This is a genomic window from Shinella sp. M27 (assembly GCF_049199905.1).
GTDB lineage: Bacteria > Pseudomonadota > Alphaproteobacteria > Rhizobiales > Rhizobiaceae > Shinella.
The window spans coordinates 48002-60283 of sequence record NZ_JBLZPK010000040.1; the positions used below are offsets into that span (position 1 = coordinate 48002).

12 protein-coding genes are annotated in these 12282 nt (G+C 64.6%); 5 read left to right on the top strand and 7 right to left on the bottom strand.

From position 1 onward, the window contains the following. The first annotated feature begins 111 nt into the window (after positions 1-111). From ACOZK4_RS16680 to ACOZK4_RS16695, 4 genes are read left to right on the top strand one after another with little or no spacing between them, the layout of a single operon-like run. Positions 112-891, top strand: coding sequence for an ABC transporter ATP-binding protein (locus ACOZK4_RS16680; RefSeq protein ID WP_421592854.1), 780 nt, complete (start codon positions 112-114; stop codon positions 889-891). 6 nt (positions 892-897) lie between these two features. Continuing rightward, positions 898-1821 (top strand): ABC transporter permease, encoded by a 924-nt coding sequence (locus ACOZK4_RS16685; RefSeq protein ID WP_421592855.1) that lies wholly within the window; start codon positions 898-900, stop codon positions 1819-1821. Positions 1822-1830: 9 nt separating this feature from the next. After that, positions 1831-3078 (top strand): kynureninase, encoded by a 1248-nt coding sequence (gene kynU, locus ACOZK4_RS16690; protein ID WP_421592856.1) that lies wholly within the window; start codon positions 1831-1833, stop codon positions 3076-3078. Between the two features lie 55 nt (positions 3079-3133). Then, complete coding sequence (locus ACOZK4_RS16695; RefSeq protein ID WP_421592857.1) at positions 3134-4102, top strand: threonine ammonia-lyase; 969 nt, start codon at positions 3134-3136, stop codon at positions 4100-4102. A 3-nt stretch (positions 4103-4105) separates the two neighbouring features. Here ACOZK4_RS16695 and ACOZK4_RS16700 read toward each other — a convergent pair whose 3' ends face one another. From ACOZK4_RS16700 to ACOZK4_RS16730, 7 genes are all read right to left on the bottom strand, one after another. Further along, positions 4106-4792, bottom strand: coding sequence for an ABC transporter ATP-binding protein (locus ACOZK4_RS16700; RefSeq protein WP_421592858.1), 687 nt, complete (start codon positions 4790-4792; stop codon positions 4106-4108). After that, the gene (locus tag ACOZK4_RS16705) at positions 4789-5538 is read right to left on the bottom strand and encodes an ABC transporter ATP-binding protein (RefSeq protein WP_421592859.1); all 750 of its coding nucleotides are present in this window, start codon (positions 5536-5538) and stop codon (positions 4789-4791) included. The genes ACOZK4_RS16700 and ACOZK4_RS16705 overlap by 4 nt, the downstream gene beginning before the upstream one ends. Next, entirely contained in the window at positions 5531-6502 is a 972-nt protein-coding gene (locus ACOZK4_RS16710) for a branched-chain amino acid ABC transporter permease (RefSeq protein WP_421592860.1), read from the bottom strand. Before ACOZK4_RS16710 ends, ACOZK4_RS16705 begins: the two co-directional genes overlap by 8 nt. A gap of 7 nt (positions 6503-6509) precedes the next feature. Then, positions 6510-7430: a branched-chain amino acid ABC transporter permease gene (locus ACOZK4_RS16715; RefSeq protein ID WP_421592861.1), complete on the bottom strand. Its 921-nt coding sequence runs from the start codon at positions 7428-7430 to the stop codon at positions 6510-6512. Between the two features lie 83 nt (positions 7431-7513). Beyond that, complete coding sequence (locus ACOZK4_RS16720; RefSeq protein WP_421592862.1) at positions 7514-8650, bottom strand: ABC transporter substrate-binding protein; 1137 nt, start codon at positions 8648-8650, stop codon at positions 7514-7516. A gap of 39 nt (positions 8651-8689) precedes the next feature. After that, positions 8690-9526: a tryptophan 2,3-dioxygenase gene (gene kynA, locus ACOZK4_RS16725; protein ID WP_421592863.1), complete on the bottom strand. Its 837-nt coding sequence runs from the start codon at positions 9524-9526 to the stop codon at positions 8690-8692. Beyond that, complete coding sequence (locus ACOZK4_RS16730; protein ID WP_421592864.1) at positions 9527-11146, bottom strand: AMP-binding protein; 1620 nt, start codon at positions 11144-11146, stop codon at positions 9527-9529. A gap of 293 nt (positions 11147-11439) precedes the next feature. Between ACOZK4_RS16730 and ACOZK4_RS16735 the strand changes: the two genes are divergently transcribed. Next, a complete protein-coding gene (locus ACOZK4_RS16735; RefSeq protein ID WP_421592865.1) occupies positions 11440-12270 on the top strand; it encodes an alpha/beta hydrolase in 831 nt (276 codons plus the stop codon). Positions 12271-12282 lie beyond the last annotated feature (12 nt).

A 12282-nucleotide genomic window follows, 5' to 3' on the forward strand; every position in this document is an offset into this window, starting at 1 on the left:
CGAGGTGCCCGCCTCGCTTGCCGATTGCGGCTGCCTGATCGACTGATCCGACCTTCGCGTCTATCCGGTGACGGCGCCTGCGCGCCGTCACCCCATAAAAAGGGGAAGCCCATGCTGGAAATCCAGTCGGCGCGAAAAGTGTTCTACAAGGGACAGGCGGACGAGAAGACCGCCCTCGACGATCTCAACCTGCGGCTCGAAACGGGCGAATTCGGCGTCGTCATCGGCTCGAACGGCGCCGGCAAGAGCAGCATGCTCAATGCCATCTCGGGCGCGCTGGTGCTCGACAGCGGCAAGATCGTCATCAACGGCGACGACGTGACAGCGATGCCGGTCCACAAACGCGCCATGCGGCTTGCCCGCGTCTTCCAGGACCCGATGAAGGGCACCGCCGCCTCGATGACGGTGGCCGAAAACATGCTGCTTGCGGACCTTCGCGCCAACAAGCGCACGCTGCGCCGTGGCCTCAACCCGGCACGGCTCGCCTCCTATAAGGAGCGCCTGTCGCTGCTCGGCCTCGGCCTCGAAAACCGGCTCGACACCCGCGTGGAACTGCTCTCCGGCGGCCAGCGGCAATCGCTGTCGCTGATCATGGCGGTCGGCGGCTCGCCGGAACTGCTTCTGCTCGACGAGCACACGGCAGCGCTCGATCCGCGCACCGCCGACATCGTCATGCAGGCGACGATCCGCGCCGTCGAGGCGCTCAAACTCACCACGCTGATGGTGACGCACAACATGCAGCACGCCGTGGATTTCGGCCACCGGGTCATCATGCTCGATGCCGGCCGCGTGCGGCTTGAAATCGCCGGCGCCGAGAAGACGGCGATCACGGTCCCCGACCTGATCGGCCATTTCTCCGTCAAGACCGACCGCATGTTTCTGGCGAGCTGAGAACCCATGGATTTCTTGCAAAACACCCTTGCGAGCTTTGTCTCGCTCGTTCCCGTCACGCTGGCGCAGAGCCTCATCCTCGCCTTCGTCGTGCTCGGCATCATGATCCCCTTCCGCATGCTGAGCTTTCCGGACCTGACGAGCGAGGGCGCCTTTCCGCTCGGCGGCTGCGTCTGCGGCGTGCTGATGGCGGCCGGCATGTCTCCTCTGCCGGCGATCCTCATCGCGCTTCTCGCCGGTTTCGTCGCCGGCTGCTGCACCGCCTTCATCCATCTGCGCTTCCGCATCCATACGCTGCTGGCGGGCATCCTGATGATGACGATGCTCTATTCGATCAACCTGCGCATCATGGGACGTTCGAACCTTTCGGTCTTCGGCTCGCCGACGGTCTTCGACTGGGTGCCGGGCCTGCAACCGGGCTTCCCGGCCAGCAAGATCGTGATGGCCGGCGCCTTCGGCCTCATCGTCTTCGCGCTGCTCCTGCATTTCTTCCGCACGGAAAAGGGCACCGCCGTGCGCGCCGTCGGCGCCAACCCTGATATGGCCGAGGCGCAGGGCATCAATGTCTGGCTCGCCACCATCGGCGGCGTCGGTCTTGCCGGCGCGTTTTCCGCCGCCGGCGGTGCGCTGATGGTGCAGTCGCAGGGTTTTGCCGACGTCAATATGGGCTTGGGCATCCTGATCAACGGGCTGGCGGCCCTGATGATCGGCGAGGCGATCGTCGGCAAGCAGAGTGTGCTGCGCCAGCTCGCCGCCCCCTTCGTCGGCGCCATCGTCTATTACCAGCTCGTCTCCTTCTGCCTTGCCGCCGGCATGCCGCCGCCGGACCTGAAGCTGGCGACGGGTCTCTTCGTGCTCGCCATGCTGGCCCTGCCGAGCCTCAAGCGCAGCCGCGGCCCCTCACCCGCCCGCGAAACCGTTCGTGAATAGGATTTTCCGATGACTGCCATTCCCGACTTCTCCGCCGTCGAGGCCATGGATGCAGCCGATCCGCTCAGCGCCTTCCGCGACCGCTTCATCCTGCCGGATGGTCTGATCTATCTCGACGGCAATTCGCTTGGCGTCGCCTCCAAGGCCGCCTTCGCCGAATTGCAGCAGGCCGCGACGCAGGAATGGGGGCAGGACCTCATCCGCAGCTGGAACGTTGCCGGCTGGTTCGACATGCCGCTGACGCTGGGCGACCGCGTCGGCCGGCTGATCGGGGCCGCCGCCGGCCAGACCGTCGTCTGCGACACGACCTCGATCAACATCTACAAGGCCCTGCATGCGGCGATGGCGCTGCGACCCGACCGCTCGATCATCGTCAGCGAGGGTGCCAGCTTCCCGACGGACCTCTACATGGCCGAAGGCGTGCTCTCGACACGGCCAGGCGGAACGCTGCGCCTCGAGGGCGTCGATGCCAACACCATCGAGGAATTGATCAACGACAGCGTCGCCGTGGTGCTCGTCAACCACGTCAACTACAAGTCCGGCGAACTGCGCGACATGGCGGCGCTGACGAAGAAGGCGCATGACCACGGCGTGCTCGTCATCTGGGACCTTTGCCATACGGCCGGCGCCCTGCCCGTCGATCTCGACGGCGCGAACGTCGATTTCGCCGTTGGCTGCACCTACAAATATCTCAACGGCGGCCCCGGCGCCCCGGCCTTCATCTATGCCGCGACCCGCCACCACGGCCATGTCAGCCAGCCGCTCAGCGGCTGGTGGGGCCACGCCCGGCCCTTCGCCTTCGAAAAAAATTATGCGGCCGGCCAGGGCATGCTCCGCTTCCTCTGCGGCACCCAGCCGATCCTCTCGATGCGGGCACTGAAGGGTGCCCTCGACATCTGGGAAGACGTCGATATGGCGGCGCTGCGTGAAAAGAGCCTCGGCCTCACCGACCTCTTCATCGCGCTCGTCGAGGCAAAATGCGCGGCGCATGGCCTGGAACTCGAAAGCCCGCGCGACCGCACCAAGCGCGGCAGCCAGGTCTCGTTCAGCCATCCGCATGCCTACGAGATCATGCAGGCGCTGATCGCCCGCGGCGTCATCGGTGATTTCCGCGCCCCCTCCACCATGCGCTTCGGCTTTACGCCGCTCTATGTCAGCTATGCCGATGTGTGGAAAGCCGTCGAAATCCTCAAGGATATCCTCACGACCGGCGCCTGGAAGGATGCCCGTTTCGCCGTGCGTGCGGCCGTGACCTGATTTTTCGGCCGCAGGCGGTCCGAACGCCCGCGGTTCTTCATCCGGGGATTTTGCCATGACCGCACCACACCGCCCCAGCCTCGACGCGATCGCCCAAGCGCGGGCACGTATAGCCACTCACCTCGCCCGCACCCCGCTCGTCAAACTCGACCTCGGCCTGCCCGACCGGCAGATCTTCCTGAAGCTCGAGACCCTCTCGCCGATCGGCGCCTTCAAGCTGCGACCTGCCCTCAATGCCGTGCTGTCGCGCGATCCGGCAAGCCTTCGCAACGGCGTCGCCGTCACCAGTTCCGGCAACATGGCCTATGGTATGGCCTGGGCGGCGCGGCTTGCTGGCGTGCCAATGGTCGCCTACATGTATCGCGGAGCGCCGCAGACCAAGATCGAGGGTGTGCGGGCGCTGGGCGGAGACGTGCGTTTCATCAGCGCGGAAACCTGGTGGGACTATATCATCGGCGCGGACCGGCCGGATGCGCCGGAGCTGCTGATCAATCCGGTAACCGATCAGGCGGTGCTCGATGGCAACGGCTCCATCGGCATGGAGATCGTCGAGGACCTGCCCGAGGTGGACGTGGTGCTGACGCCCTATGGCGGCGGCAGCATGACCACCGGTGTTGCCAGCGCCTTAAAGGCCGCATCCGGACGGGTACGGGTCTTCGCCGTCGAGGACGACAGTGCAGCGCCGGTCACCGCAGCGCTTGCAGCCGGAAAGATCGTGACGATCGAGACCCGTCCCTCCTTCATCAAGAGCATCGGCGGCCCCTCGCTGGTGCCGCAGCTCTGGTCCATCGCGAAGGACCTGATCGACGGCGCCATCGCCGTCAGCCCTGCTGAGGTTACAGAAGCGATGCGGCTGCTGTTCCGGAAAGCCAAGATCGTTGCCGAGGGTGCGGGGGCCGCGTCGCTTGCCGCAGCCATCGCGCGGCCGGATCTGACCGGCAACATGGTCTGCGTCATCTCCGGCGGCAATATCGATGCGGAAGCCTATTCCACCGTTCTTGCGGGCGGCATTCCGGCTGCCTGAGGGTCAGACGCCGAGATAGCGGTCCTGCAATTCCGGCGTCAACGCCGCCGGCGCCCCCTCGAAAACCGTCCTGCCCTTTTCCAGCACGAAGCAACGGTCTGCCACCGGCAGGAGCTCCGAGAGCGTCTTGTCGACCACGAGGATCGACTGGCCGGCGCTTTTCAATTTACGGATCGCCGACCAGATGTCCTGCCGGATGACGGGGGCGAGGCCTTCGGTGGCTTCGTCGAGAATGAGAAGGCGCGGATTGGTCATCAGCGCGCGGCCGATGGCGAGCATCTGCTGTTCGCCGCCCGAGAGCGTGCGGGCATATTGATCGCGCCGTTCGCCGAGGCGAGGAAATAGATCGACGACCTTCTCGAAGGTCCAGTCGCTGCCGCGGGCGGTCGCGACGAGGTTTTCCATCACCGTCAGATTGGGAAAGCAGCGCCGCCCTTCCGGTACGAGACCAAGGCCGAGTCTTGCGATCCGGTGCGGCCGCAGGCCGAAGATCGCCTTGCCGCCGAAGCTGATCGCACCGGCGCGCGGGCGCACAAGGCCGATGATCGAATTGATCGTCGTCGTCTTGCCCATGCCGTTGCGGCCCATCAGTGCGACGACTTCGCCCTGGCGGATATCGAGATCGACGCCGAACAGCGCCTGCGAGGCGCCGTAGAAGGTTTCGAGGCCCTTGAGGAAAAGAAGGGTCACGCGGCTTCTCCCAGATAGGCGCGGCGGACTTCGGGATCGCGACGGATTTCATCGACCGTGCCGGTCGCGATGATGCGGCCATAAACGAGTACCGAGATGCGATCGGCGAGCGCGAAAACGGCGTCCATGTCGTGTTCGACCAGCAGCATCGGTGCTTCATGCCGCAGGCCGTCGAGGAAGGTGGTCAGCTGCTTGGAGCCTTCCGGCCCCATGCCGGCCATCGGTTCGTCGAACAGGAAGGCTTTTGGCTGAAGCGCCAGCGCGATGGCGATTTCGAGCTGGCGGCGTTCGCCGTGGGACAGTTCCGCTGCCGGCACATGGGCGCGGTGGGCGAGACCGACGCGCTCCAGCATGGCCATGGCGGGGTCGATCAAGCTCCTGTCGCTGGTGACCTGCCGGAAGAACCGGAAACTGCTGTCCGCCTTCGCCTGCACCGCCAGCATGACATTGCGCAGCGCGGAGAACTCCTGGGCGAGCGAGGAAATCTGGAAGCTGCGGGCAAGGCCGAGCCTTGCGCGCGCCGTCATGTCGAGGCCGCCGATATCCTGGCCGAGAAAGCGGATCGTACCACTATCGGCCTTCAGAGAACCGGCGATCTGGTGAATCAACGTGCTCTTGCCGGCACCATTCGGGCCGATCAGAGCATGAATCTGGCCGGGACGGAGATCAAGGCTGACACCATCCGTGGCCTTCAGCGCGTTGAAGGACTTTTGGAGATCGCGGATTTCGAGAATGGGCTCAGACATGGCGCGGCTTTCCCGAAATGAGGCCCAAAAACCCGCCGCGCGCGAAAAGCACGATGCCGAGCAGGATGAGGCCGAGGAAGAACTGCCAGCGCTCGGTGATGCCGCCGAGCACATATTCGAGGCAGACGAAGATCATGGCGCCGGCAACCGGCCCGAACAGCCGCCCCTTGCCGCCGAGAATGATCAGCACCATCAGCTCACCCGACATATGCCAGGACAGCATGGACGGGCCGACGAAGCGGTTGAGATCGGCATAGAGCGCGCCGGCAAGGCCGGTAATCATCGCCGACAGCACGAAGGCCACGAGCCGGATCTTGAACGGCGGAATTCCGACGGCGGCAAGGCGCACGCCATTCTGCCGCGCCGCCTGCAAGGCGCTGCCGAAGCGCGACCCTTCGACGAGGCGGAAGACGAGAAGCGCCGCGACGAGCACGGCGAAGCAGATCAGGAAATAGGGCAGCGGCTGTGCGGTGTTAAGGCCGGGGAAGGCGTTCCGCACATAGATCGACAGGCCGTCCTCGCCGCCATAGGCGGGCCAGGAGATCGCGAAATAGTAGATCATCTGCGCGAAGGCGAGCGTGATCATGATGAAATAGACGCCCGTGGTGCGCAGGCTGATCGCGCCGATCGGCAGCGCGACGAGGCCGGCCACCGCGATAGCGACCAGCCAGACCAGCGGCATCGACGTCGTGCCGGGAATGCCGGCGAAGAGCGGTTCGGAATTGAAGGCATGGGTCGCCAGAATGCCGGCGGCATAGCCGCCGAGGCCGAAGAAGGCGGCGTGTCCGAAGGAGAGCAGTCCGCCGAGACCGAGCGCCAGATTGAGGCCGACGGCGGCGAGCGCCAGCACGACGACGCGGGTCGCGAGCGTCACATAGAACGGTTCGCCGATACCGGCGGCAATCAGCGGCAGGGCGAGAAGCAGGGCTGCGAGCAGCAGGTTGATGGCGGTTTCGCGGTTCATCGAGCCCTCACGATTGCGCTGCGAACAGGCCGCTCGGCCTGAAGGCAAGGATGAGGGCCATGACGACATAGATCAGCATGGAGGCGAGTGCCGCACCGATGGTGGTGGCCTGCGCGGCGGGCATGGTGAGCGCCAGCAGCGAGGGCAGCAGGAAACGCCCCATCGTATCGACCACGCCGACGATGACGGCGCCGACCAGCGCGCCCTTTATGGAGCCGATGCCGCCGATGACGATGACGACGAAGGCGAGGATGAGCACCGGTTCGCCCATGCCGACCTGCACGGATTGCAGCGCGCCGACCAGCGCACCGGCCAGACCCGCCAATGCGGCACCGAGTGCGAAAACGACGGTATAGAGCGTGCTGATATCCACGCCGAGCGCGGCGATCATCTCGCGGTCGGATTCGCCGGCGCGGATGCGCATGCCAAGCCGTGTTCTGGAGATCAGCAGATAGAGACCGATGGCTACTACGATGCCGACCGCTATGATGGCGAGGCGATAGAGCTGGTATTGCCCGCCGCCCGGCAGCGGCACCGCGCCCTGCAGCAGTTTCGGAATATCGAGATAGAGCGGGAACGAGCCGAACAGCCAGCGCGCGCCCTCCGACAGGATCAGGATCAGCGCGAAAGTGGCGAGCACCTGGTCGAGATGGTCGCGGTCATAGAGCCGCCGGATCACCGCAACCTCGATCAGCGCGCCGACGCCGGCGGCCGCAACAAGGCTGGCGATGAGGCCGAGCCAGAAGGAACCGGTGGCGGAGGCGACGACCGCGCAGGCGAAGGCGCCGATCATGTAGAGCGAGCCGTGGGCGAGATTGATCAGGCCCATCACGCCGAAGATCAGCGTCAGGCCGGCGGCCATCAGAAACAGCATCACGCCGAGCTGGAGCCCGTTGAGCAGTTGTTCGATCAGGAGTGCGGTGAACACGGCGTCGGTCCAGGCTTCGGGTCACAGGATCCCCCCGGGCGCCGGCAAAAGCCGGGCACCCGGAGATCAGACGTCAAAAGACCTTAGAGGCCGCACTGTTCGGCGTAGGCGTCCTTGTGCTTTTCGAAGGCGGTCGCGATGATCTTGTTGGTCAGCATGTCACCGTCCTTCACCACCTCGCGCACATAGATGTTCTGGATCGGGTGCTGGTTGTTGTTGAAGGTGAAGTCCCCGCGCACGGACTTGAAGTCCGCCGCCTTCAGCGCCGCGCGGAAAGCGTCCTTATCCTTGACGCTCGCCTTGCCGAGCGCCGAGAGGATGAGATTTGCCGTATCCCAGCTCTGCGCGGCATAGACCGACGGCAGACGGTTGTATTCGGCCTTGAAGGCCTGAACGAAGGCCTTGCTCGCCTCGTTATCAAGGTCCGGCGACCAGCTGGCGGAGTTCTTCACCCCGAGGGCTGCATCCCCCACGGCCGGCAGCACGTCCTGGTCGAAGGAGAAGGCCGGGCCCATGACCGGGATGCCGACGCCCGACTGGGCATATTGCTTCATGAAGGCGATGCCCATGCCGCCGGGCAGGAAGAAATAGACGGAATCGGCACCCGACGCGCGGATCTGCGCGATCTCGGCGGCATAGTCCGTCTGGCCAACCTGGGTGTAAACTTCGCCCGACAGCGCGCCCTTGTAGTAGCGCTTGAAGCCGGTCAGCGCGTCCTTACCGGCGGGATAGTTGGGCGCCAGGATGAAGGTGTTCTTGTAGTCCTTGTTGGCATATTCGCCCATGCCTTCATGGAAATTGTCGTTCTGGTAGGCGACGTTGAAATAGTTCGCATTGCAGTTCGCACCGGCCAGCGCCGAAGGGCCGGCATTCGGCGAGAGATAGATGACGTCCTGCGCCACCGTGTTCGGCACGACGGCCATGGCGAGGTTCGACCAGATGATGCCCGTCATCAGGTCGACCTTGTCGCCCTGGATCATCTTTTCGGCGATCTGCACGGCCAGTTCCGGCTTCTGCGCGTCGTCCTCCACGACGAGCTCGATATCCTTGTTGCCCGACTGCTTGATGGCGAGCTGGAAGGCATCGCGCATGTCGATGCCCAGACCCGCGCCGCCGCCGGAAAGCGTGGTGATGACACCGATCTTGACCGGCTCGGCATAGGCGAGACCCGAGGTTGCGAGCGACAGGCCGAAAAGACTGGCTGCTAAAATGCGCTTCATGCTGTTCTCCTCATATGTTCAGGTTTTTATCGTTTTCTATCAAAGGTCTGTGCGAACATGCCATAGCTCGGGGAAGAGTTCCACTTCCAGCATCTTCTTCAGGTAGGATGCACCGGAGGTACCGCCCGTGCCGCGCTTGAAACCGATGATGCGCTCGACAGTCGTGACATGGTTGAAGCGCCAGCGGCGGAAATAGTCCTCGAAATCGACGAGCTTTTCGGCCAGTTCGTAGAGCATCCAGTAGCGCTGCGGATTACGGTAGACGGTCTGCCAGGCGGCGAAGACCTTGTCGTTTTCGGCGCGCGTCTCGCGCCAGTCCTGGCGCTCGGCTTCCTCGCCGATGTCGAAACCGTTGCGGCCGAGAAGCCGGATCGCCTCGTCATAGAGCGAGGGCGCGGCGAGGATCGCCTCCAGCTTTTCCATGATATCAGGGCGGTGCGCATGCGGGCGCAGCATGGCGAGGTTGCGGTTGCCGGCGAGGAATTCGATCGCCCGGTACTGCCAGGACTGGAAGCCGGAGGACTGGCCAAGGGATTCGCGGAATTCGGTATATTCGCTCGGCGTCATCGTGCGCAGCACGTCCCAGGCGCTGTTCAGCTGCTCGAAAATGCGCGCGACCCGCGTCAGCATCTTGAAGGCCGGCTCCAACCGGTCCTCGCGCACCGCGCGGACGGCCGAGGTGATCTCGTGCAACGCAAGCTTCATCCAGAGCTCGGAAGTCTGGTGCTGGATGATGAACAGCATCTCGTCATGCGCCGTCGAAAGCGGCTCCTGCGCGGTCAGCACCTTTTCCAGCATGAGATAGTCGCTGTAGGACATGCGCCCTTCGAACGACATCTGCGCGCCTTCCTTCGAGGGGTCGTAGGGCTTGCTCATCTAGTGCTCCGTGCGAAGGCGAAAACGCTGGATCTTTCCGGTCGCCGTCTTCGGCAGCGCGTCCAGGAACTTGACCGAGCGTGGATATTTGTAAGGGGCGATCAGCGCTTTCACATGATCCTGTAGCCGCTTGACCGTCGCGTCGTCGGGCAGAACGCCGGCCATCAGCACGACATGGGCCTCCACGATCTGGCCGCGCTCGCCATCGGGCGCGCCGACGACGGCGCATTCCGCAACGTCGGCATGAGCGATCAGCGCTGCCTCCACTTCCGGGCCGGCAATGTTGTAGCCGGCGCTGACGATCATGTCATCGGAACGGGCGGCGAAATGGAAGAAGCCGTCTTCGTCCTGAAAGAAGGCATCGCCGGTGAGGTTCCAACCGTCGCGCACATAATCGCGTTGACGGTCGTCGGCCATGTAGCGGCAGCCGGTCGGGCCGCGCACGGCAAGCCTGCCGACCGTGCCGCGCGGCACTTCCTGCATGTCCTCGTCGACAATCCGCGCCTCATAACCGTCGACCGGCTTGCCGGTGGAGGCCGGCTTGCGGTCTTCGAAGCGGTTGGAGATGAAGATGTGCAGCATTTCGGTGGCGCCGATGCCGTCGAGGATCGGCTTGCCGGTCTTTTGCGTCCATTCCTCGAAGACGGGGCCAGGCAAGGTCTCGCCGGCGGAGATGGCGACCCGCAGCGACGAGAGGTCGGCGCCGGCATCCATCGCCTTCAGCATGGCGCGATAGGCGGTGGGCGCGGTGAACGAAATGGTCGCCTTGTAGGTCTCGATGATCTCGACCATCTGCGGCGGCGTCGCCTGTTCGAGCAGGGTCGCGGCCGCACCGAAGCGCAGCGGGAAGATGGCAAGGCCGCCGAGGCCGAAGGTGAAGGCGAGCGGCGGCGAGCCGACGAAGACGTCCTCCGGCGTCACGCCGAGCACGTCCTTCGCATAGCCGTCGGCAATCATCAGCAGGTCGCGGTGGAAATGCATGGTGGCCTTCGGCACGCCCGTCGTGCCCGAGGTGAAGCCGAGCAGCGCCACGTCGTCGCGGCCGGTGTGAACGGCCTCGAAGATCACGGATTTGTCGAGTGCCGCCCGGTCGAGTTCGGCGTCGTGATTGGCGGTGCCGTCGAAGCCGATGACCTGCTTGAGATAACGGCTGTCCTTGGCGCAGGCGATCATCTCGTCCATCAGGCGTGTATCGCAGAGCGCCAGACTGATCTCCGCCTTGTCGACGATCTTGGTGAGTTCGCCGGCGCGCAGCATCGGCATCGTGTTGACGACGACCGCACCCGCCTTGGTGGCGGCAAGCCAGCAGGCGACCATGGCGGGATTGTTGGCCGAGCGGATGAGGATGCGGTTGCCGGGCTTCACGCCGTAATTCTCGACCAGCGCATGGGCCAGCCGGTTCGTCCAGTCGGAGAGTTCCTTGTAGGTGCGGCGGCGGCCGTTGCCGATGAGGGCGGTGCGATCGCCGAAACCCTTTGCGACCAAGGCATCCGTCAGCTCGACGGCGGCATTGATGCGGTCGGGATAGTCGAACCCTTCGAGCAGGAAATCCGGCCACTCCTCCGGCGGCGGCAGGTTATCGCGGGTGAATGTATCGACGTGAGCGGTCGGTCCAAGCATGTGACGGCTATTCCCCCTGTTCGTGCCTGCCCGCATGGTCAAAGCTGGCCGGTCAATGCGCCGCGCAGAACCGCACAGCCGGGCGAGGCTTCGCCGGACCGTGTCGTCGCGCGGAAAAAATCATTTGGTGTGATGGGCACAGCGAAGACCTCCACTTCCGCGCTGAACATGAGGCAGCATGGCACCGGTCAAAAATTATTTCAAGCCTAAAGTTTCTTGCAGCAACGGCATTGCCTTTGTCGTCCATCCGCGCGATTTCTATGCCGCTGGCAACACGAGGGAGGAGTGCGGCAATGCTGGAGCACCGGATTTCGGACTGGGACGACGCCTATTCCAACGGCGCGAATATCGCGCGCGGCGATCGCTGGCCGGCCGCCTGGGTGGAGCCCGCCGAAACCTTCCGCACCACGCTGGCCGCCGCCGGTCGCGCGAAACTCGACCTCGCCTATGGCGGCCGGCCGCGTAACCGGTTTGATCTCTTCCTGCCGGAGGGCACGCCCAAGGGCCTTGTCGTCTTCGTGCATGGCGGCTTCTGGCTTCAGCTCGACAAGAGCTTCTGGTCACATCTGGCCGCCGGCAGCGTCGCGAGCGGCTATGCCGTCGCCATGCCGTCCTATACGCTCTGCCCCGAGGTGCGCATCGCCGAGATCGTGAAAGAGATCGCCGCGGCGGTGACGGAGGCGGCACGCCATGTCGAGGGACCGTTGATGCTGACGGGGCATTCGGCCGGCGGGCATCTTGCCAGCCGCATGGTCACGACGACGGCACCGCTCGCACCCGAGGTCCATGAGCGCATCCGCAACGTCGTTTCGATTTCAGGCGTGCACGACCTGCGCCCGATGCTCTCGACCGCCATGAATGCAAGGCTTGCGATCGACGAGGCGGAGGCACTGGCGGAAAGCCCCGCCTTGCTGCGGCCCATGCGGAATGCCCGCATCACCTGCTGGGTGGGCGGCAACGAGCGTTCGGAATTCCTGCGGCAGAACGCGCTGCTCGTCAATATCTGGACCGGTCTCGGCGCGATCACGGCTGAAGTCGTCGAGCCGGACAGGCACCATTTCAACGTCATCGACGGCCTTGCCGATGCGCAGCATCCGCTGACGCGCCGGCTTCTGTCCATCTGACGGGATCAGCGG